Origin of the sequence: Streptomyces sp. NPDC057136, from assembly GCF_042670885.1 — a bacterium.
Lineage (GTDB): Bacteria > Actinomycetota > Actinomycetes > Streptomycetales > Streptomycetaceae > Streptomyces.
This window is the reverse complement of record NZ_JBHUUV010000006.1, coordinates 215,916-237,722: the sequence shown is the minus strand read 5'-3', so window position 1 is coordinate 237,722 and position 21,807 is coordinate 215,916. Positions and strand designations below refer to the sequence as shown.

General features: G+C 67.9%; 12 protein-coding genes and 1 pseudogene. 3 read left to right on the top strand and 10 right to left on the bottom strand.

What is annotated here, in order from left to right:
* Positions 1-258: 258 nt before the first annotated feature.
* The gene (locus ACFT7S_RS10745; protein ID WP_382729603.1) at positions 259-591 is read right to left on the bottom strand and encodes a hypothetical protein; all 333 of its coding nucleotides are present in this window, start codon (positions 589-591) and stop codon (positions 259-261) included.
* Between the two features lie 385 nt (positions 592-976).
* On the opposite strand from ACFT7S_RS10745, the gene ACFT7S_RS10740 reads away from it, so the two are divergent.
* A complete protein-coding gene (locus ACFT7S_RS10740) occupies positions 977-1,498 on the top strand; it encodes a universal stress protein (protein WP_382729711.1) in 522 nt (173 codons plus the stop codon).
* A gap of 131 nt (positions 1,499-1,629) precedes the next feature.
* On the opposite strand, the gene glmS is transcribed toward ACFT7S_RS10740, so the two are convergent.
* From glmS to ACFT7S_RS10695, 9 genes and pseudogenes are all read right to left on the bottom strand, one after another.
* Positions 1,630-3,459, bottom strand: coding sequence for a glutamine--fructose-6-phosphate transaminase (isomerizing) (gene glmS / locus ACFT7S_RS10735; RefSeq protein ID WP_382729600.1), 1,830 nt, complete (start codon positions 3,457-3,459; stop codon positions 1,630-1,632).
* Positions 3,460-3,497: 38 nt separating this feature from the next.
* Positions 3,498-3,773: a hypothetical protein gene (locus ACFT7S_RS10730; protein ID WP_382729598.1), complete on the bottom strand. Its 276-nt coding sequence runs from the start codon at positions 3,771-3,773 to the stop codon at positions 3,498-3,500.
* 185 nt (positions 3,774-3,958) lie between these two features.
* Positions 3,959-4,234 (bottom strand): annotated as a pseudogene (locus ACFT7S_RS10725) (IS200/IS605 family accessory protein TnpB-related protein); the annotation flags it as partial.
* 7 nt (positions 4,235-4,241) lie between these two features.
* A complete protein-coding gene (locus ACFT7S_RS10720; protein ID WP_382729596.1) occupies positions 4,242-6,017 on the bottom strand; it encodes an IucA/IucC family protein in 1,776 nt (591 codons plus the stop codon).
* A complete protein-coding gene (locus tag ACFT7S_RS10715) occupies positions 6,017-6,562 on the bottom strand; it encodes a GNAT family N-acetyltransferase (RefSeq protein WP_382729594.1) in 546 nt (181 codons plus the stop codon). The genes ACFT7S_RS10720 and ACFT7S_RS10715 overlap by 1 nt, the downstream gene beginning before the upstream one ends.
* Positions 6,559-7,833, bottom strand: a complete 1,275-nt coding sequence (locus ACFT7S_RS10710) for a lysine N(6)-hydroxylase/L-ornithine N(5)-oxygenase family protein (protein WP_382729593.1) — start codon at positions 7,831-7,833, stop codon at positions 6,559-6,561. The genes ACFT7S_RS10715 and ACFT7S_RS10710 overlap by 4 nt, the downstream gene beginning before the upstream one ends.
* Positions 7,817-9,265, bottom strand: coding sequence for a pyridoxal phosphate-dependent decarboxylase family protein (locus ACFT7S_RS10705; RefSeq protein ID WP_382729591.1), 1,449 nt, complete (start codon positions 9,263-9,265; stop codon positions 7,817-7,819). The genes ACFT7S_RS10710 and ACFT7S_RS10705 overlap by 17 nt, the downstream gene beginning before the upstream one ends.
* Before the next feature lie 149 nt (positions 9,266-9,414).
* Entirely contained in the window at positions 9,415-10,266 is an 852-nt protein-coding gene (locus ACFT7S_RS10700) for a siderophore-interacting protein (RefSeq protein WP_382729589.1), read from the bottom strand.
* 87 nt (positions 10,267-10,353) lie between these two features.
* The gene (locus ACFT7S_RS10695) at positions 10,354-11,724 is read right to left on the bottom strand and encodes an FG-GAP and VCBS repeat-containing protein (RefSeq protein ID WP_382729587.1); all 1,371 of its coding nucleotides are present in this window, start codon (positions 11,722-11,724) and stop codon (positions 10,354-10,356) included.
* Between the two features lie 385 nt (positions 11,725-12,109).
* On the opposite strand from ACFT7S_RS10695, the gene ACFT7S_RS10690 reads away from it, so the two are divergent.
* A complete protein-coding gene (locus ACFT7S_RS10690) occupies positions 12,110-21,133 on the top strand; it encodes a DNRLRE domain-containing protein (protein ID WP_382729585.1) in 9,024 nt (3,007 codons plus the stop codon).
* Positions 21,134-21,143: 10 nt separating this feature from the next.
* On the top strand, positions 21,144-21,656 hold the full coding sequence (locus ACFT7S_RS10685) for a hypothetical protein (RefSeq protein ID WP_382729583.1): 513 nt from the start codon (positions 21,144-21,146) through the stop codon (positions 21,654-21,656).
* Positions 21,657-21,807 lie beyond the last annotated feature (151 nt).

The window sequence follows — 21,807 nt, the reverse complement described above, 5'->3', positions numbered from 1 at the left end:
CGGCGCTATGTCGACAAGACAACTTGGCGCGAAGCTGTCGATCACGAAGCGTTCCACTCGCGAGGCGCGCAGGGAAGTGCGCCTCGCGATCTTGGCCCGTCCCCGTTGGGTGAAAGCGTACCGCGCGGTCTATTCCTGCCTGGTGGCACGCGGGTTGGCCGGGCAGAACACCAAGAGTTGGACGTCGGCGCGAAGTTGGCTGAAAATCAGCGGTTGCGTGCACGGAATCCAGTCACACCCCGGCGCACCACCCCTCGATCACCGGCCGCCCCGGTGCGCCCCTTCGGCCTCGCGGGCGGGCGAGGGGAGGTGGGCCGGGGTGGCCGCCCCGGTGGTGTCGTATGCGGATCGGCGCAGCAGCAGCCGGCAGGCCGCGGTGACGGCGGCGAGCCCGAGGGCGCAGGACGCGGCGCTGCCGAACCGGGTGCCGTACACCGCGAAGGCGGCGGGGACGAGCAGACAGCAGAACAGCCCCCAGCGGACCGCGTCCGGTGACGCGGCGGTGCCGGCGGTCCCGGCGGGCTCGGCGAGGGGGGTGCGGGTGGTCGGGTCGGTCGGGGCGGCCGGGGGTGCGGACACGGCTACGGGCACGGTTTCTGCTCCCTGGAGGGGTGTGGTGGCTCAGTGTGACGGTCGGGCTAACGCCGGAGTGCCGCGCCTGGTCACTGCTCGTCCCGAGGGGCACCGCCGGGGACCCCGCAGAAGGGGGGAGGGGGCGGGAAAACAAAGGGGAAGGGTGCCGTCCGGTCGGGCGAGGCTCGGTGTACGGCACAACCGGCATTGCCATACGCTGCCGCCTCGGGCATGCTCCCTGCAACGTCGCACGCGCTTTGCGGGGGTCTGGGCTGTGGAGGAGTGGCGCCGTACCCTTGGGGGTATGGGGTTGGGAAGATGATTCCCGGACACACCTTTATCTCCTTGAAACACCGCCCGAAGCCGCTCCCTCCACATGAGGACTCTCTTCGCCGAGACACCGATGGCCGGTCACGAAATCCCTGAACCCGCAGACCGCAAGCAGGTTGCCGACCCATACTCGGACCCGCTGACGGTCGAAGAAACACGTCATTCCTGCGATCCAGCCTTCCGGCATGGAGTCGTGGTCGGTTTTGACGGCTCCATGTCCAGTGAACGGGCCCTCGCGTATGCCATCGGTATGGCCTCGCGCTCCGGTTCCGGCCTGATCATCGTCCATGTCGCCAACCGGCTGCCGACCACCGTCTGGGCGGGCTGCGAGCCCCCCGTCTTCGTCGACGTGCCCGATCACCGGACCGAGGTCCTCGGTCTGGAGCTGGCCTGCGCGGAGTATCTCTCCGAGGTGCCGTGGGTGCTCGTCGAGCGCGGCGGGGACATCTGCCACGAGCTGGAGGAGGTCGGCCGCGAGTATTCGGCTGACGCCATCGTCGTCGGCTCGACGCACGGCATCGTCGGCCGGATCTTCGGTTCGGTGGCGGGCCGGCTGGCGCGCCGGGCGAAGCGCCCGGTCATCGTCATCCCCTGACGCCCGCGTACGCAGGGTTCTTGACGCCTCGTAGACAGCAACTTGTAGACAGCAAGCGGCCCCGCGCCCACGGTGACGTGGTGCGGGGCCGCTTGCTGCTCTCTGCTCTCTGCTCTCCGTGCTCCGTACGACTACTCGACCGTGACGGACTTCGCCAGGTTGCGCGGCTTGTCGATGTCGCGGCCCATGGCCAGCGCCGTGTGATACGCGAAGAGCTGGAGCGGGATGCCCATCAGGATCGGGTCCAGCTCGTTCTCGTTCTTCGGGACGACGATGGTGTGGTCGGCCCGCTCCTGCTCGCGGTGCGCGATGGCGAGGATCCGGCCGCTGCGAGCCTTGATCTCTTCCAGGGCGGCGCGGTTCTTCTCCAGCAGATCGTCGTCCGGGACGATCGCGACCGTGGGGAGCGCCGGCTCGATGAGCGCGAGCGGGCCGTGCTTCAGCTCGGACGCCGGATAGGCCTCGGCGTGGATGTACGAGATCTCCTTGAGCTTCAGGGAGGCCTCGAGCGCCACGGGGTAGCCCCGCACCCGGCCGATGAACATCATCGACTGGGCGCCCGCGTACACCTCCGCCAGCTTCTTGATCTCGCCCTCGGTCTCGAGGATCTGACCGATCTGCTCGGGAAGCTTGCGCAGTCCCTCGATGATGCGCTTCCCGTCGGCGACCGAGAGGTCGCGGATGCGCCCGAGGTGCAGGGCGAGCAGCGCGAAGGCGACGACCGTGTTGGTGAAGCACTTGGTGGAGACGACGCAGACCTCGGGGCCCGCGTGGACGTACATACCGCCGTCGGCCTCGCGGGCGATCGCCGAGCCGACCACGTTCACGACGCCGAGAACGCGTGCGCCCTTGCGCTTGAGCTCCTGGACGGCGGCCAGCACGTCGTACGTCTCACCGGACTGCGAGACGGCGACGTACAGGGTGTCGGGGTCGACGACCGGGTTGCGGTAGCGGAACTCGGAGGCCGGCTCGGCGTCCGCGGGGATGCGGGCCAGCTCCTCGATGAGGCCGGCGCCGATCAGGCCCGCGTGGTACGAGGTTCCGCAGCCCAGGATCTTGATCCGGCGGACTCCGCGGGCCTCGCGGGCGTCCAGGTTGAGACCGCCCAGGTGCACGGTGGAGAAGCGGTCGTCGATGCGGCCGCGCAGCACGCGGTCCACGGCGTCGGCCTGCTCGGAGATCTCCTTGTGCATGTACGTGTCGTGGCCGCCCATGTCGTACGACTCGGGCTCCCACTCCACAGTCGTGGGCGTGGCCGTCGTGGTCGAGCCCTCCGTGGTGTACGTACGGAAGTCGTCGGCCTTGAGGGTGGCCATCTCGCCGTCGTCGAGGGTGACGATCTGGCGGGTGTGCGCGACGAGGGCCGCCACGTCGGAGGCGACGAACATCTCCTTCTCGCCGATGCCGAGGACGACCGGGGAGCCGTTGCGCGCGACGACGATGCGGTCGTTGAAGTCGGCGTGCATGACGGCGATGCCGTACGTGCCCTCGACCGAACGCAGGGCCTCGCGGACCTTCTCCTCCAGGGTGTCCGCCTGCGAGCGGGCGACCATGTGGACCAGCACCTCGGTGTCGGTCTCGGAGAGGAAGACGACGCCGTCGGCGACGAGCTTCGCACGGAGCTCGGTGGCGTTGTCGATGATGCCGTTGTGGACGACGGCGACCTTGTTGTCGGCGTCCATGTGGGGGTGGGCGTTCTCGTCGCTCGGGGCGCCGTGGGTGGCCCAGCGGGTGTGGGCGATGCCGGTGGTGCCGGCGAAGCGCTTGGGGACGCGGGACTCCAGCTCGCGGACCCGGCCCTTGGCCTTGACCATCTTCAGGGTGCCGGGCTTGCCGGCCGCCGCCTTGCTGGTGACCACGAGGCCTGCCGAGTCGTAACCCCGGTACTCCAGCCGCTGCAGACCTTCCAGCAGCAGCGGTGCCACATCACGCTTGCCGATATAACCGACGATTCCGCACATAAAGTCCCTGCCCCTCCATCGACGTACCTAGTGAATGCTCAGCCGTAGACGATGCGGCGCAACTGGCGGAGCGAGAGCTCCGGCGGTGCGACCGCGCGGTGCGGCAGCTCAGCCGCGATCCGTTCGAAGATCTCCGTGTTCACCAGGCCGCCGGACTGCAGTTCGCGGTGGCGGCGGCGGACGAAGTCATCGGTCGTCTCATCGAAGTACGCCAGCACGTCAAGGATCACCCGGGTCGCTTCGCCGCGCTGGAGCGCGGTGCTGCGCACCAGGTGGTCGATGAGGTCGTCATGCGACGAGCGGCGTTCGAGCACTCGTCGATATTGCGTGCCGGGGACGTATTGTGCAAGAAATCTGCCCGATATCGGGCAGGAGGGAGTGGGAAACTGCATTTGGTGGTGGCGCGGGTGGCTGTGGATGCGGCCGAGGTGGTCTAGTCCCTTGACCATCAGTGAGGCGCACGGTACGCATGGTGACTGTTCGGTTGCTCGGAGAACCACAGGCGTGAACCCGACGAAGGGACCGTTCCCTGGGACCGGTAGCCACCCGCCGCCCGTTTCGTACCCTTCTGCCCGATCGGGAGCGACAACCGGTGCCTGAGCGTCCTGATCCCGGCATCAAGCGACCGGATGTGTGCGGCCTGGCAGCGCCGGGCGAGCGCCCACTGAGCATGCGTCGCCTTCGTGATCGCACCGGCAATCCGCGACGACGACTCCTTGGTCAGGTTCCGCTTAGAGACAGCGCAGAACGCTTCCCTGGCGCGGCGGAGGTCGCGGTGCTCCCTACCGCCCCGCTATCGGGTTCTTCAGCGTGCCGATCAGCTGCAGCGCGCCCGACGGGTCCGTCAGGTCGACCATCTGCTTGTTGTTGCGCAGCTGCAGACGGTTCAGGCAGGACAGCGCGAACTCCTCCGTGAACATGTCGTACTGCTTGAACTTGTCCGCGAGGTACGGCACCGACTCCTGGTAGCCGCTCACGCACTCCGCGACCGTCCGCCAGAACGTGTCCTCGTCGAGGATTCCCTCCGTGGCCAGCCCGGCGCCCAGGAAGCGGAAGAAGCAGTCGAAGACGTCGGTGAGGACGGAGAGGAGCTTCATGTCTTCGGGGACCTCGGCCCGGATGCGTTCGACCTGGGGCGGCAGCACCGCGTCCGGGTCCATGACCGCGATCTCCTCGGCGATGTCCTTGAAGATCGTGCGGCGTACGGCTCCGTCCTCGATGACCAGGATGACGTTCTCGCCGTGCGGCATGAACACCAGGTCATACGCGTAGAAGCTGTGCAGGACCGGGACGAGGTACGCGTCCAGGTAGCCGCGCAGCCACTGCGCGGGCGTCAGGCCCGACTCGGCGATCAGCACGCCCGCGACCGACGCGCCCTCGTGGTCGGTGTGGAGCAGCGAGGCCATCGTGGCGACCCGCTCGCCGGGCGCCAGGTCCGGGACGGGGCTCTCGCGCCAGAGGGCGGCGAGCATCTTCAGATACGGGGAGCCCTTGGCGGTCGCTGTCTCGTAGGCCCGGTGGTGGTAGCCGATGGCCGCCCGCTCCCGGATGATCGAGAACCGGGCCCGGCGGAGCAGTTCGTCGCGCTCGACGACTCCCGCGAGCCAGTCGTTGATCGCGGGCGTCGCCTCCATGTACGCCGCCGAGAGCCCGCGCATGAAGCCCATGTTGAGGACGGAGAGTGCCGTCTTCACGTAGTGCTTCTCGGGGTGGTCGGCGTTGAAGAACGTACGGATCGACTGCTGCGCGAGATAGGCGTCGTCGCCCTCGCCCAGGCAGACCAGGTGGCGCTGGGCGAGCTCACCGGCGAAGGTGACGGACAGCTTGTTCCACCACTGCCAGGGGTGCACCGGGATGAGGAGGTAGTCGTCGAGGTCGAGGCCCAGACCGGTCATCGTGCCGGCGAACCGGCTGCGGGTCTCCTCGCTCAGTTCCCCGGCGATCAGCGTCCCGTAGTCGAGCCCGGCGCCCGCGGTGAACGTGGCGCGGTCGCGGCGGGCGGCGAGCCAGACCAGCCGGATCTCCGCCGCCGTCTCGGGGGCGTACGCGCGGTACTCGTCCACGCCGAAGCCGAGGCGCCCGTTGTTGGCGACGAAGCAGGGGTGGCCCTCGGTCATCCCGGTCTCGATCGCCTGGAAACCGGCGGCGACGAGCTGGGCGGAGGTGGCCGGTTCCTTGGTGAGTTTGTACGCGGTTCCGGCCAGGGTGGAGGAGATCTCCTCCAGGTAGACCGGCAGGATCTCCTCGGAGAGCCCCAGGGTCGAGCGCAGCTCGATGAAGAAGTCGAGGGCGTCCAGCGGGAGTTCACCGCCGTGCCGGTGACGCGTGATGGAGTCCGCGTCGACCTGCCAGTGGTCGAGGGCGAAGCGCCGGGCGGCGAAGCGGTACTCGGTCTCCGCGTCGTCGCTGCGGACCGAGTAGTGGTCGTCGCCGAGCGGGGCGGGTGCCAGCAGGCGTTCGTGGGCGAACTCGGCGAGACCCTTGCGGATCAGCAGCCGGTTGGCGGTGGCCCAGCGCTCGGGGGAGAGGTGGGCGACGCTTTCGGTGAGAGCCGGCATCAGGAGAGACCTCCGGTCGTGGTCTGGAACTGTTCGCGGGTGCATGCGCTGAGCAGCGCGGTCTTCTCCGGCTTGGTGATCTCCCGGAGGATCTCGAAGCCGACGGCCTTGTTCAGGGCGTGTACCGCGCCGTTGCGGACATCGGGCTCGACGACGACGCGGAGGGCCGAGGGGTCGGTGAACAGTTCCTTCATCACAGCCGTGATCACGGCGAGCGTGAAGCCGTGCAGCGGGGCGTCGGTGGGGGCGACCAGGAAGTGCATCCCGATGTCGCCCGGTTCGGCCTCGTACAGCCCCTTGAGCTCGACCTCGGCCGGGTCGTAGCGCTCCATGAGGAAGGCGGGTTCCCCGTCGTGCAGCCCGATGAAGGCGTCGTGGTGCGCGTGGGAGGCGATCGCCATGTACTCGCGCTCGACGTCCTGGAGCCGGGCGTCGCCCATCATCCAGAACGACGCCTTGGGGTGGGTGACCCAGCTGTGCACCAGCTCGGCGTCGGACAGGGGGTCCAGCGGGCGGATGGTGAAGGTGCCGATGGTCTGGCTCATATCGCGAACTCCTGGAAGGCGATGGACTTCTCGACCGGGTAGTACTCACGGCCGAGCAGTTCGCCGATGATGTACGCGTTGCGGTACGCACCCATGCCCAGGTCGGGCGAGGTGATCGAGTGGGTGTGCGTGCCCGCGTTCTGGAGGAACACGCCGCGTCCGGTGGTGTCGATGCTGTAGTTGCGGGCCACGTCGAAGCGGCCCCGGCTGTCGTGTCTCAGCCGGTCGCCGATCGGCTCCAGGAAGGCCGGAGGGGTGTACTTGTAGCCGGTGGCGAGGATCAGTCCCTGTGTGGTCAGGGAGTAGTCCTTGCCCTGCTCCTCCTGGCGCAGCCCCAGGGTGTACGTGCCCGTTCCCTCGTCGTAACTCGCGCTGTTCAGGGCCGAGTTGGTGAGCAGGCGGGTGGGGACGGGGCCCGGCAGGTTCTTCTGGTAGAGCAGGTCGAAGATGGAGTCGACCAGTTCGCCGTCGATCCCCTTGAAGAGGCCCTTCTGGCCGGACTCCAGCCGGTAGCGCGCCTCCTCGGGCAGGGCGTGGAAGTAGTCCACGTACTCCGGCGAGGTCATCTCCAGCGTCAGCTTCGTGTACTCCAGCGGGAAGAACCGCGGGGAGCGCGTCACCCAGTTGAGCCGGTAGCCGTGCACCTCGATCTCGGAGAGCAGGTCGTAGTAGATCTCCGCCGCGCTCTGGCCGCTGCCGACGAGGGTGATGGACTCCTTCGCCTGGAGCGCCGCTTTCCCTTCCAGGTAACGGGAGTTGTGCAGCAGATCGCCGCCCAGGCCCTGGCAGGCCTCCGGGATGTACGGCGGGGTGCCGGTGCCCAGGACCAGGTGGCGGGTGCGGAAGACACTGTCGGCGGTGCGGACGGTGTAGAGCGCGTCGCTCTCCTCGTACGTAACCGACTGGACGGTCTGGTTGAAGCGGACGCTGCTCAGTTTCGCGGCGGCCCAGCGGCAGTAGTCGTTGTACTCGGTCCGCAGGGGATAGAAGTTCTCCCGGATGTAGAAGGAGTACAGCCGGCCCCGTTCCTTGAGGTAGTTCAGGAAGGAGTACGGCGATGTCGGGTCGGCCATCGTCACGAGGTCCGACATGAACGGCGTCTGGAGGTGGGCCCCTTCGAGAAACATACCGGCGTGCCATTCGAAGTCCGGCTTGGACTCCAGGAAGACGCCGTTCAGTTCGCCGATCGGCTCGGTCAGGCACGCGAGCCCGAGGTTGAACGGGCCGAGTCCGATCCCGATGAAGTCGTGGGGGTCAGGAAGCGCGGTCAAGGGATTCTCCCAGGTACTGCTCGGCGTGGCCCGAGATCAGGTCGAGGACCGCGGTGATGTCCTGCGCGGTCGTTTCAGGGTTGAGGAGGGTGAACTTCAGGTACTGGCGGTCGCCGACCTTCGTGCCGGCGACGACGGCCTCGCCGGAGGCGAACAGGGCCTTGCGGGCGTAGAGGTTGGCCCGGTCGATCTCGGTGGGCGCGGTGACGGCGGCCGGGATGTAGCGGAACACCAGGGTGGAGAGCTGCGGCTCGACGACGACATCGAAGCGCGGGTCGGCGGCGAGGAGCCGCCAGCCCTCGGTGGCCAGGCCGCAGACCTCGTCGAAGAGCTCGCCCACGCCGTCGGCTCCCATGACGCGCAGCGTCATCCAGAGCTTCAGCGCGTCGAATCTGCGGGTGGTCTGGAGGGACTTGTCCACCTGGTTGGGGATGCGTTCGTGGGCCATCCGCTGCGGGTTGAGGTACTCCGCGTGGTACGTGGCGTGGCGCAGGGTGGCCCGGTCGCGGACCAGCACGGCCGAGGAACTGACCGGCTGGAAGAAGGACTTGTGGTAGTCCACGGTGACCGAGTCGGCGAGCTCGATGCCGTCGATGAGACCGCGGCGGGTGCGTGAGGCCAGCAGCCCGCAGCCGTAGGCGGCGTCCACGTGCATCCAGGTGGAGAAGCGCTCGCAGAGTGCGGCGATCTCGGGGAGCGGGTCGATGGAGCCGAAGTCGGTGGTTCCGGCGGTGGCGACGACCGCCATCGGCACGGCGCCCTCCGCGACGCACTGCTCCAGGGCGCGGGCCAGGGCCACGGTCTGCATGCGCTTGTTGCTGTCGACGGGTACGGGCACGACGGCGTCGGGCCCGAGGCCGAGGAGTTTCGCGGACTTCTGGACGCTGAAGTGGCTGCACTCGGAGGCGAAGATCCGCAGTCGGCTGAAGTGCTCCGGACGGGACTTGGCCTCCTCGCGGGCCAGCAGCAGGGCCTGCAGATTCGACTGCGTACCGCCGCTGGTGAAGATGCCGTCGGCGGCGGGCCCGAGGCCGATCCGCTCGGTGGTCCAGTCGATCAGCTTGCGCTCTATGAGCGTGCCGCCCACGCTCTGGTCCCAGGTGTCCAGGGAGGAGTTGACGGCCGACAGTACGGCCTCGCCGAGGACGGCGGGGATGACGACCGGGCAGTTGAGGTGGCCCAGGTAGCGCGGGTGGTGGAAGTAGACGGCGTCGCGGAGGTAGACGTCCTCGAGTTCGTCGAGAGCGGCCGAGGCGTCGCCCAGGGGCCGGTCCAGGTCGATCGCGTCGACGACGGGTGCCAGCTCGTCGACGCCGATTCCGCTGAACGGCCGCTCGGTGGCGGCGAGTTTGGCAGCGACCCGTTCGACTCCTGCGGTGACGGAGCGACGGTAGTGCTCTGCGGTCGAGTCGTTGAGCAGGTGCGAACGCATGAGGGGGGTCCTCCCGGATGAAGGGAACTTCATCGAAACCCTCCGGGCAGGAGAAAGGGTACGAGGGCGCGATGTAGAAGTAAGGTTAGCCTAACCTAAGTTTCGACACGCGTGTCCCCCGCCCCCACGGGGCTCGGAAGTTGACTGGTTTATGAGTTTTCGCCGGCCGCTTCGGCGCGCAGCTGCTCCTCGCTGAGCCCGCGGCGCCAGTACCCGACGAAGGTGACCCGCTTACGGTCGAACTCCCGCTCCCGCACGAGGTGTCGGCGCAGTGCGCGTACCTCGGACGACTCGCCCGCGATCCAGACGTACGGGGTCCCGGCGGGCAGTTCCGCGGCCCGGACGGCGTCCACCGCGGAGGGCGCGCGCTCGTCGCGTACCAGCCAGTTGATCTTGGCGCGCGCGGCGGTGTTGAGGGCCTGGCGGTCCTCGGTGTGCTGGACCTCCAGCCAGACCAGGGCGCGCATTCCGGCCGGCAGCCACTCCAGGGCGGCCGAAGCGGCGGGCAGTGCCGTCTCGTCGGCCCAGATCAGCACCCAGTCGGTGTCCTGCGGGGGACGGAAGCGGACGGCCGTGTTGTCCTCGACGGCCGGGCCGAGCGCCTTGATGAGCTGCCCAGGAGCGGCGGCGGTCGCCCAGCGGCAGGCTGGTCCGCCGTCCTCGTGCAGGGCGAAGTCGATGTCGACCTCGTTCGAACCGTCGGCGGCGCGGCGCTGGGCGCGCACCGTGTACGAGCGCAGCACCGCCCGCTCGTCCTCGGGGAGCGCCCGCCAGGCGGCGAACCACTCGCCGTTCTCGTCGACCGGGACGAGGGGCTCGGGCTGTCCGGGATGTGGCAGGAAGAGCGAGAGGCTCTGGTCCCGGCCGCCGGCCGCGAAGCCGTCGAGGCCGGGACCGCCGAAGGTGATCCGGAGCATGGACGGCCCCAGCCGTCTGGTCCGCAGAACCGTCAGCCCGAAGAACCGGAAGGGGGCTGTGGCGGGTTCGGTGGCGGTCGTCATGCGAGAACTCCTCCGGAACGGGGCCGGGTCCCGCTGGTGCGGCGACCCGGCGACGGCGGCTCGAAGGAAGGTTAGCCTACCCTTGCTTTATTCGGGCAGTCCGTTGACCCCCTGGACGATGTACGAGCCGAGGCCTGTCACCCCGCCCTTCGCTCCGGGCAGTACCCGTGCCGTGTTCTCTCCGGGCACCAGGACGGTCAACTCGGCCTTCCCGTCCCGGTTCAGGTCGCGGACGCGCACGTCGGAGCCGAACGCGTCGTAGGCCACCGTGCCGCCGGCCACTCCAGTGAGCGTCTTGTCGATCGTCGCGGAACGCGAGCCGCTCAGCCCGCCGGAGCCGCCGCGGAACAGGTGCGCCCCGCCCGCGTACTCCTTGGTGCCGGCCGCCTCGTTGGGAACGCCGACGGCGAGGTCGGCGTAGCCATCGGCATCGGTGTCACCGGCGGACACCGACGTACCGAACGAGTCGTACGGCTCTGCCGCACCCACCACCCCGGAGGTCGCCTGGCTGAGCTTGGCGCTCTTCGAGCCGGGGCCGGTGGAGGTGCCGTACCAGAGGGTCACCGAGCCTCGGCCGTTGCTCTCGAACGGATTGCCGATGGCGATGTCCCCGTAGCCGTTCTTGTCGAAGTCACCGATAGAAGCGTCCAGGTTCTCCCGCTGGATCGGGTCGATGACCTTGGCGGTCCCGGAGGTCAGGCCGCCCGACGTGCCCTTGAGGAACCATGCCTCGGTGCGGATGACGGTGCCGAGTATGCGTATCCCGATGACGGCCAGGTCGGTCTTGCCGTCGCCGGTGACCCGGCCGGCCGCCAGGGTGTAGCTGCTCCAGCCCACGCCTTCCCGGTCGTACTTGCTGACCGTGCCGAGACCGCCGGACTTCGTGAAGCCGCCACGGTAGAGGTAGATGTCGCCTGCGTTGACCGTCGCGATGTCGGCCTTGCCGTCACCGTTGAAGTCTCCGGTCGCCACGTCGCGGCCGAAGGCGCCCCACGAGCCACCGCCCTTTCGGGGCAGCGCGGTCCCGCCGCTCAGCCCCTTGGATGAACCCCAGAGCAGGGTGACCGAGCCGACTGGGGTGGTGCCGGACTCCTCGGAGGAGTTGCCGACGACGAGGTCCGCGTAACCGTCGCTGTTCAGATCGGCGCTCGCCAGCGACTCGCCGAACTGGTCGTTCTCCTCACCGGCGCCGGGCACCCCGGCCGAGCCCTGGTGGATGAGCTGGGTACGTGTGGTCAGCCCGGCGGGCCCACCGAACGTAACGAGGACGGCGCCACCCTTGAAGTTGAGCGTGCCGTCGCTGACGCCGCTGTACATGTACGGCGCCGCCAAGTCGCGGTAGCCGTCCCCGTTGAAGTCGTCGTAGTGCTTGGCGGCGGCGGCCGACGCGGGGGAGGCGAGCGTGAGCGGCGTCAGCCCGGCCGCGAGCATGGCGGCGAGGGCGACGGTCGTACGCATACGGGGTGAACGTGGACGTTGCGGCATGGAAGGTTGCTTCTCCTGCGGTCTGAGTCCGGACACGGCACAGCAGAGACCGCTGTCGGGCGCCGAGGGTTGTACGTGCGCGGCGTGGGGCCCGGCTATCAGTGGGTCTGGAGGCGAAGGCACCTTAAGTGCGCAAATGCCCCTTCCGTGCCAACAGTTGACATGAACCCCTCCAGACGCAGTACAACTCTTGCGCCGGTGACGAACGCTGGGGAGCCGGTCCGGTACCGACCGTCACCGCCCAGTCGTTTCGTGCACCCCTGCGAAGAGCCTGGTCCGGTGCGGTCCGAAGGCACTGAGGGTGACACACGAGATGTTGGGTCCACGCACACGCAGAAATCTGACGACCAGCACGATCGTGGTGCTGCTCTTAGCGGGTCTGCCACAACCGGCGTTCGCCGCCCAGGTCGAAGGCAAGGCACTCGTCGACGGGGTACGGAGCTGGTTCGGGGCGGACGACGACGGTGACAACGGGGAGAGACCCCGGCCACCCGAACTCCCCGACGAGGGGGTGCCGGACAACGAACGTCTCCCCGAAGGGCGCGAAGCGCCCAAGCCCAAGCGGACGGCGGAGCTCGAGGACCGGCGCACGCCCAGTGCCCGCTACTGGAAGCTCTCCGACGGCAGGGTCCAGGCCGAGGTCTCCGGCACCCCGACGCACTACGAGTCGGGCAAGGACTGGAAGGCCATCGACACGGCGGTGCGCCCCACCGCCCGTGACGGCTTCAGCCACGCCAACACGACGAATGTCGCCGGGACATGGTTCGGCTCCGACCCGGACCGGCTCGTCCGTTTCAGCACCGAATCCGGGCACTGGGTGACCGTCGGGCTCAAGAAGCCGGCGGAGCCGAAGCTCACCCCGAAGGTGTCCGGCAACGCCGTCACCTACCCCGGTGCCCTGGGCGCCGGGGCGGACCTCCGCTACACCGTGGGCCACGGGTCGGTGAAGGAGGACATCGTCCTAGCCGCCCCGCCCGCCGGGAGCGCCGCGTACACCTTCACCCTCGACACCAAGGGCCTGTCGGCACAGCAGCTGGACAACGGCGCCATCGCCCTCTACAGCGAGAGCGGCGGCCCCGAGCGCCCCGAGCTGGTCATCCCCGCGCCGTTCATGACGGACGCGAACAAGGACGCGGCTTCCGCGTACGGGACGTCCTCCAGCGACGCCGTCCAGCAGAAGCTGACGGGCGCGAAGGGCTCGTACGAGCTCGTCCTGCGCCCGGACGCGAAGTGGCTGGCGGCCCCGGAGCGGCAGTACCCGGTGGTGATCGACCCGACGATCTCGATCGCGCCGACGTCCACCCAGTCCCAGGACGTGATGATCTCCTCGGACGACCCGTCAGCGAACTACGACGGCAACTGGCGGCTGTCCGTCGGCGCCACGAGCCTCGGGGGTGCCTCCCGCGCCCTGGTGAGGTTCCCTCTGACCGGCGTCCCGGCCGGCGTGAAGCTGGACTCCGCCGACCTGAAGCTGTACTACGACCAGACGCACGGTGCGGGCGACACGGACGTCCCCCTGGAGGCTCACCGCGCCACCACGGCCTGGGACGAGACCACCGCCACGTGGGCCGGCAGCAACAACATCACCGGTGAGCTCTCCGGCTCCTCGGTCGTCGTGGACGACGGCGACACCGGGACCACCGCGGCCAAGGGTGCCTGGCCCGCGTCCGGGAACACCGCGTTCACGCAGTACGCGGTCAACAAGGACTACCTGTACAACAAGGACACGGTCGCCGGAGACACGTACACCTGGCAGCCGCAGATCCCCTCGGACGGCACCTACCGGGTCGACGTCCACAGCGTCCCGGCGTCCGACCGGGCCACCAACGCCCCGTACACCGTGACGTTCGACGGCGGCACGAAGGCGTACACCGTCGACCAGAGCGCCGGTACGGGCGGCGTGTGGAAGACACTCGGCAGCCACCCCTTCAAGGCGGGCAACGTCGGCAAGGTCGTCCTCGGTGACGGTCCGGCGTCCGCCTCCACCGGGGTCATCGCCGACGCCGTACGGCTGACCAGGGGCGGCACCGTCACCAAGCGGGCCGGGGTCGTCAACACCTGGCACTCCTTCGGTGTCACCGACACCGTGCAGTCCTGGATCAACGGCACCAACGCCAACAACGGCTTCGTGGTCAAGGCCGCCGACGAGTCCGCGGCCGCGCCCCTGGGCGGACCGCGCTACGAGGCCGCCGAATTCGCGTACAAGGGAGAGGGCGCCAACTTCCCGCGCCTCGTGCTGACCTGGGGCCGCCCCGGAGTCACCCTCGACGCACCCCGGGTCATCCACTCCACCGGCGCCGAGCTGAACTGGTCCGCGTACGCCGACCCGTCCGCGGCCTCGACGGCCGACGACATCGTGGAGTACCAGGTACACCGCAGCGTGTTCCAGACCTTCACGCCGTCCTCGCAGACCCTGCTCGCGCCCGTGGCGCCCACCAGCAGGTCCTTCACGGACTCCACCGCCACCCCGACCCCGGCGGACTCGGCGGACGCCTTCGGGAACGTCTTCTACTACATGGTCGCGGTGAAGACCCGCGACGGGCAGGTGATCCCGGCTCCCACCGAGATCGTCAAGCTGCCCACCGCGGGCCGGACCACCGTCGTCCTCCAGGGCGACGCGGCGGACACCACTCTCGCCGGCGCCCAGCCCACCACCGGCCACGACGCGATATCCGAGTCGGGGATCGGGCACCCGTGGATGACGGTCGGCAACAACTCCACGACGTACGGCAAGACGCGGGCGCTCCTGAAATTCCCCTCGCTGAGCGAGGTGCCCGCAGGTGCGCGTGTCCTTGAGGCGCAGCTCGACCTGTGGGGCACGACGACCACCACCGGCACCGACGGCGCGGTCTACGAACTCCGCGGGCTCACCAAGGACTTCGACGAGACCACGGCGAGTTGGAACAACGCCACCGCCACCACCCCGTGGACCACACCGGGCGGCGACGCGGGAACGGCTGTCGCCGACACCGTGGGTGCGGTCACCAACGACCCCGCCCGGCAGAGCTGGACGCTCACCTCGCTGGCCCAGCAGTGGGTCTCCCAGCCCACGAGTAACAAGGGCGTGGCGATCAAGCTCCAGGACGAGTCGCTGAGCGGGCCACAGGAACGCACCGTGTTCCTGTCCTCCGAGGCCGAGGAGCCGCAACTGCGGCCCCAGCTCGTCGTCACGTACATCGACAAGTCCACGGGCTCCACGTACTTCGCCCCCGACACCCCGTCGCGGATGATTCCGGGCGACCAGTACGGCATCGACGTCACCCTCACCAACACCACCACCACGGAGTGGAAGTCGGCCGACCAGGCCCTCTCGTACACCTGGTCGCTGCCCGACGGCACGGACGCCACCACCGGCGGCAACCAGTTGCAGACCGCGTTGCCGAAGAACGTCCTGCCCGGTGAGACCGTCACCGTCAAGGCGCAGCTGAAGACCCCGATCAACTCGGACTCCGGCAACAAGCGCCTCGACTACGTCCTCAAGTGGGACCTGCGCAACAACACCACGGGCACCTGGCTCTCGGCCACCGAGTCCATCCCGCCGCTCGCGCAGAACGTGCGCGTGGAGGACCCCACCTCCGACCAGCTGGGCATGGAGAAGTTCTTCTCGTACAGCGGGAAGAACACCGGCGGCGGCGGCACGCTCATGAACAACCTGTACGCGGGCAACACGGTCTGGCAGTACAACGCCCTGAGCAACCCGGGCCGCGGTCTGTCGACCTTCGCGCGCTTCGCGTACAACTCGCTCGACACCTCGGACACCGTCCTCGGCCACGGCTGGTCGGCGCAGGCCGCCTCGCCGCTGCGCCTGGGCGCGGCGCTCGACTTCCACCCCAACCCGAACCCGCGCGAGGTGACCCTGCCGGACGGCGACGGCACCTCGCACATCTTCCGCAAGCAGGACGACGGGTCGTGGAAGGCGCCCGCGGGCGTGCACTACCTGCTGGAGCAGGGTTCCGGCGTGGACTGCACACCGGACAAGGACGGTGACCCGCAGGCGTGGTCGCTGACCCGCCCGGACCGTACGCGGTTCTTCTTCGACTGCGACGGCTATGTGACCTCGACGGTGGACAAGAACGGCAACACGCAGCTGTTCACCTACGAGGAGCGCAAGTCCAACAACAAGCCGGTCAAGTTCCTCCGGTACATCACCGACCCGGCCGGCCGGCAGTCGCTCACCCTCGACTACTACTCCAAGGCCGACAGCAGCAACCCGAAGATCATCGACCACGTCAAGTCGATGACCGACATCGCGCAGCGCAAGCTGACCTTCGAGTACTCGGACAAGGGGCTGCTCACCAAGCTCACCGACGGTGCGGGCTCCTCCCAGCCGAAGGTGTTCCTCTTCGAGTACGACGCCACGCAGGGCAACAAGAACGTCAAGCTGGTCAAGACGACCGACCCGCGCGGCAACGCCACCTCGCTCGCCTACTACTACCCGAACGAGGGCGACGACCCGAAGTTCCACTGGCACACCCAGCAGATCACCGACCGGCTCGGCGGTAACACGGGCTTCGTGTACACCGACCCGGACGGCTCGGCGGGCTCGGTGATCCAGACCAAGGTGACGGACGCGGAGAACCACGTCACGACGCAGGTGCTCGACGGGTACGGGCGCGCCACGGAGATCACGAACGCCAAGTCGGAGACGAGCAAGCTCAACTGGGACCCGGACAACAACGTCACCAGACTGGAGGAGGCCAACGGGGCCTACACCACCTGGGTCTACGACCAGAAGACCGGCTACCCGCTGGAGCAGAAGGACGCCGAGGCCAACAAGAACAACACCCCGGCTCGTACCTACACCTACTCCACCGGGCTGAACGGCCACATCGCCGATCTCTTCGAGAAGCGGTCTCCCGAGGGCCGCACCTGGCGGTTCGGCTACGACCCCCGTGGCAACGTGACCTCGGTCACCGACCCCAAGGGCCTCGCGACGGCGGCCCTGGACGACTACACCTCGAAGTCCGAGTACGACGCGTACGGCCAGCTGACGAAGTCGATCGACGCCAACGGCCACGCGACCGTCAACAGTGATTTCCAGCCCGTCGGCTTCCCGGCGACGATCACCGACGCCACGAACGCCCTGTCCACCTTCGTGTACGACGAGCGCGGCAACGTCACCAAGGTCACCAACGCCAAGGGCGCCGTGGTCACACAGACCTACGACACCTTCGCCCGCCCGCTGGAGAAGAAGGAGCCGAAGGACCAGGCGTCCGGGGACTTCATCACGACACCGGCGCCCGTCTACGACGCGAACGACAACATCACGCGGACGGTTTCGCCGAACGGTTCCCTGTCCGACTCCGTGTACGACAAGGCCGACCAGCTCACCGACTCGACCATGGCCGGAGACGAGGCAGCCGCTCCGGCTCGCAGGACGACCGCCACCTACGACAAGGTCGGCAACGTCGTCACGATCACCGACCCCCGGGGAAATGAGACCCCGACCGTCGGGGATCACACCTCGACGACCAGATACGACGCGGTGTACCAGCCGGTCGAAATGCTGGATTCGGACGGCGGCAAGGTCACCACGGCGTACGACAGCGTCGGAAACATCGTCAAGGTGTCGGACCCGAAGAAGAACGCCAGCGCCGACCCGGACGACTACACCACCTCCTTCACCAACGACCTGAACCACCGTGTCGTGAAGACCACGGACGCCATCGGCAACTTCACCACCGTCGCGTACGACCTCGATGGCCTCACCGTCGGCAAGACGGACTCCGAGGGCAACGAGGCGCTCGCCACGTACGACGAGCGCGGCGCGCTCGCCGAGTCGAAGGTGCCGTTCGCCAAGGACGGCTCAGGGGGCGTCACCCATCGCACCACCAGGTACGCGTACGACCAGGTGGGCAACCGCACGCAGACCATCACTCCGCGCGGGGTCGAGACCACCGACGACGCGACCGACTTCACGGCGGAGACCGTCTACGACGAGCTGAACCGGGTCAAGGAGGAGCGGTCACCCTTCGACAAGGATGTGACCCGCTACAACACGCCCGACTCGACGTTCTACTTCTACGACTCCGTCGGCAATCTGAGCTCCGTCTCCGCCCCGCCGTCGGACGGTCAGAGCGTCCGCAACATCACCGAGTACAGCTACTTCGACAACGGCTGGACCCGGACCGCGAAGGACCCGTGGGACATCACCACGTCCTATGAGTACAACGACCTGGGCCAACAGACGAAGAACACCATGACCTCGGCCGGCGGGTCCCAGCAGCGCACCATGACCTGGGACTTCTTCGACTCCGGTAACCAGCGGGCCCGCTCGGACGACGGCGTGCCCGTCGGCAAGCAGGTGGTACTGGTCGACAGCTCGGACTTCAACAACACGGCGAACCAGGGCAACTGGGCGCGTACCCAGGCCGAGCAGCAGTACGGCTACGACACCTACTCGCACCCTGCCGGTTCTGGCGCGGACCGGTTCGTGTGGCAGCTGAACATCCCGCAGAACGGCACCTACGAGGTCCTCGTACGGCACCCGAAGATGACGGGGGCCGCGAGTGACGCCAAGTTCACGATCGATCACAACGGCGGCAGCGTCACCAAGACCGTCAACCAGACCCAGAACACCGGCACCTGGGTCTCGCTCGGCAGCTACGCGTTCGTCGAGGACGGACCGCAGAAGGTCAGCGTCACCGACCAGGCCAACGGAACGGTTCTCGCCGACACGGTGAAGCTGGTCCGCGCCAACACCGGTGAGACCGACACCGAGAAGAAGGACTTCACCTACAAGTACGACGCCAACGGCGGCATGGTGGAGGTCAAGGACAACTCTTCCGGTGCCAAGGTCGACACGTACAAGATCGCGTACGACGGCGGAAACCGCATCTCCAAGGTCGAGGAGGTCGCGGGCGGAACGGTCAAGAACACCACCGCGCTGACCTACGACGCCAACGGCAACCCCGTCACCTCCACGCACGATCTGACCTGGTCGAAGATCGAGTACGACGCACGCGAGCTGGTATCCAAGGTCACCAATGCGGACTCGGCGACGGCGGGCAACCAGCAGGTCACTACTCTGGAGTACACCGCCCGCGGGCAGCTGCTCAAGCAGACCCGGCCCAACGGCAACACGCTCGGCATGTCCTACTACCTCGACGGCTCGGTCAAGCAGTCCGTCGAGAAGACCTCGGGCGGGACCGTCGTCTCCCAGCACGACCTGGAGTACTCGTCCAACGGGCACCGCTCCAAGGACGTACTGAAGCTGATGAACGCCGACAACAACACGGCGTACATCAACAACACGTACACCTTCGGCTACGACCCCCAGGACCGGGTCACCAGTGTCGACAAGACCGGTGACTCGCCGGCCACCGAGTCCTACACCTACGACCGCAACAGCAACGTCATCGAGCAGACGGTCGACGACACCACCACGACCCAGCGCTACGACCGCAACCGGCTGCTGAGCGCGAGCGCCGAAGGCGTCTCCTCCACCTACAACTACGACCCGCTCGGCCGGCTCGACACCGTCAGCATCGGCGGCCAGACCGCGCAGAAGTACACCTACGACGGCTTCGACCGCCAGGTGAAGGCCCGCGCGGGCTCCGGCGCAGCATCGGTGAGCACGTCCTACACCTACGACCCGTTCGACCGGACCGTCTCCCAGGTCACCTCCGGCGCCGAGTCCAAGACCACGGCGTTCACCTACCTCGGTCTGGACAACCAGGTCCTGCGCGAGGAGCTGGACGGCAAGGCCGACAAGTCCTACCAGTACCTGCCGTCCGGCCAGCAGGCCACACAGATCAAGCACAAGGACGACGGCACCAAGGAGTACTCGCAGTACACGACCAGCCCGCGCGGTGACATCGAGGCGATCACCAAGGAGGACGGAAAGACCCGCTCGACGTACGGATACACCGCGTACGGCAAGGACGACGCGTCGCAGTTCACCGGCGCGGACAAGCCGGATTCCGGCAACCCCGGCAAGGAGTCGTACAACGCCTTCCGGTTCAACTCGTCCCGCTGGGACAAGGGCTCCGGCACGTACGACATGGGCTTCCGCAACTACGACCCGGGCCTGAACCGCTTCACGACCCGCGACTCCTATGGCGGTGCGCTCGCCGACATGTCGCTGGCCACGGACCCGTTCACCGGTAACCGCTACGCCTTCGCAGGCGGCAACCCGGTCAGTTTCGTGGAGCTCGACGGGCATCTGTTCGGCATGTCGCTGTCCGACATCGGTCATGCCGCACTCGATGTCGTCGGCCTGATCCCGGTGGTCGGCGAGGTCGCGGACGTGGCCAACGGCATCTGGTACGCGGCCGAGGGCAACTACGTCGACGCCGCACTGTCCATGGCCTCGGCGATCCCGCTCGTGGGTTACGGGGCCACGGCGGTCAAGGCCGGTAAGTACGCCAAGAAGGGCCTCGACGCGGCCGACACGGCCAACGACGTTCGCAAGAGCGCGGACAAGGTCGACGACGTTGCCGACGCGAGCAGCACGGCCCGCAAGGCCGACGGTGATACGCCCGGCGCTCCGAAGAAGGAGCCCGAAGCCCCCAAGTGCACCAACAGCTTCGTTCCCGGAACCCGGGTGGTGATGGCCGACGGCTCCACCAAGGCCATCGAGGAGCTGCGCGAGGGCGACCATGTCCTCTCCACCGATGTCGAGTCCAGTGACACCCGCAGTCGGGAGGTGACCGACACCCTCAGCAGCAAGGGCGGAAAGGACCTTGTCACGCTGACCGTCGACGTGGACGGCCGGGACGGGAAGAAGACCGCCAACATCACGTCGACCGAGGCGCACACCTACTGGCTGCCCGACGCGGGCCGTTGGGTGGAGGCCGTCGACCTCGAACCCGGCGCCTGGCTGCGTACCTCCAGTGGCACCTGGGTCCAGGTCACCGCGGTCGATCACCAGCACCGCACCGCACGCGTCCACAATCTGACCGTCGACGGCGTCCACACGTACTACGTGGCCGTGGCCGGGCAGAGCCTCCTCGTACACAACGCGAACTGCGGACCGGCCGAAGTCACGGTCAAGTACGAGCAGGGGATGTCGAAGGTCGAGTTCGCCAAGAAGGCGGCGGCCCTGCAGAAGCTGAGCGACCAGGGGAAGCTCTTCAAGGCACCCAACCCGGTCAAGCGCAACAAGCAAATCACCAAGAACTACAAGGGCGACCTGATCAAGCGGGTCTACGACCAGTACGGGTCGACGAACCCGGCCTTCGCCGACAAGCTCAAGGACCGGATTCTCAACCGGATGGACCCCGACCACGTCCACGAGCTGCAACTCGGCGGTGCCGACGCGGCCAGTAACCTCAAGATGCTGGACCGGTTCACCAACTGGCACATCGGCACCCAGCAGATCTGGCCGCAGATCAAGAACCTGGACGATTTCACCCCGATCAAGATCAAGGTCGAATGGTAGGTGTGACACGGTGAACGGCGAGCTTCGGCGGGTGGTGGAGGAGTTGCGCGCTGCGATCTCCACCCAGGAGGAGTGGCGCATGATGAACTCGCTGCCTGCCGGAGCCGGCCCCGAGCGAATCGGGGCCGGACTGCCGGGGCGGGTCCGGGAGTTCCTCACGGCGGCGGACGGTGCGACCTGCGGTGACGTCACCGTCTTCGGTGCCGCCACGGTCGACGGGATGCAGTTCCACGCCGACCCGGTCGAGGGGGCCCCGGTCACCCTCGGCCGTGAGGAATGGTTCTGCCCCGGCGTCGTCTCCGACGAGCCGTTCTTCGTCAACCGGTCGACGGGCGCGGTCTGGTACTTCCCGGACACCGGGGTCGAATGGTGGATGTCGTCCGCGTTCGAGAAGGCAGCGGAGGATTTCACGACGTTCTTCCTGCAGTGGATGGCGGGCCCGGATTACATCAGGCTCTCCGCCACCGGGCCCGACGACCCATGGGCGGACGTGCTGAGGCACGTGGGCCGACTGCGGCTGTGAAACCCGCAGCGGAAGGGCGATGGGCGCCGCTGTTCATCGGTGCTGTTGTGGGCGGTCCCACCGCGGCGTGAACGCCTGAGTGCCCATGACCCGATTCGTGGCCGAGCACGTCCACGACGAGGGTTGACCCAGCACGACACGGCGGGCCCCG

Coding starts and splice junctions, on each gene's coding strand:
- ACFT7S_RS10740 (WP_382729711.1), top strand. CDS start 977: ATGGCCGGTCACGAAATCCCTGAACCCGCAGACCGCAAGCAGGTTGCC.
- glmS (WP_382729600.1), bottom strand. CDS start 3,459: ATGTGCGGAATCGTCGGTTATATCGGCAAGCGTGATGTGGCACCGCTG.
- ACFT7S_RS10720 (WP_382729596.1), bottom strand. CDS start 6,017: ATGCCGGCTCTCACCGAAAGCGTCGCCCACCTCTCCCCCGAGCGCTGG.
- ACFT7S_RS10715 (WP_382729594.1), bottom strand. CDS start 6,562: ATGAGCCAGACCATCGGCACCTTCACCATCCGCCCGCTGGACCCCCTG.
- ACFT7S_RS10705 (WP_382729591.1), bottom strand. CDS start 9,265: ATGCGTTCGCACCTGCTCAACGACTCGACCGCAGAGCACTACCGTCGC.
- ACFT7S_RS10700 (WP_382729589.1), bottom strand. CDS start 10,266: ATGACGACCGCCACCGAACCCGCCACAGCCCCCTTCCGGTTCTTCGGG.
- ACFT7S_RS10695 (WP_382729587.1), bottom strand. CDS start 11,724: ATGCGTACGACCGTCGCCCTCGCCGCCATGCTCGCGGCCGGGCTGACG.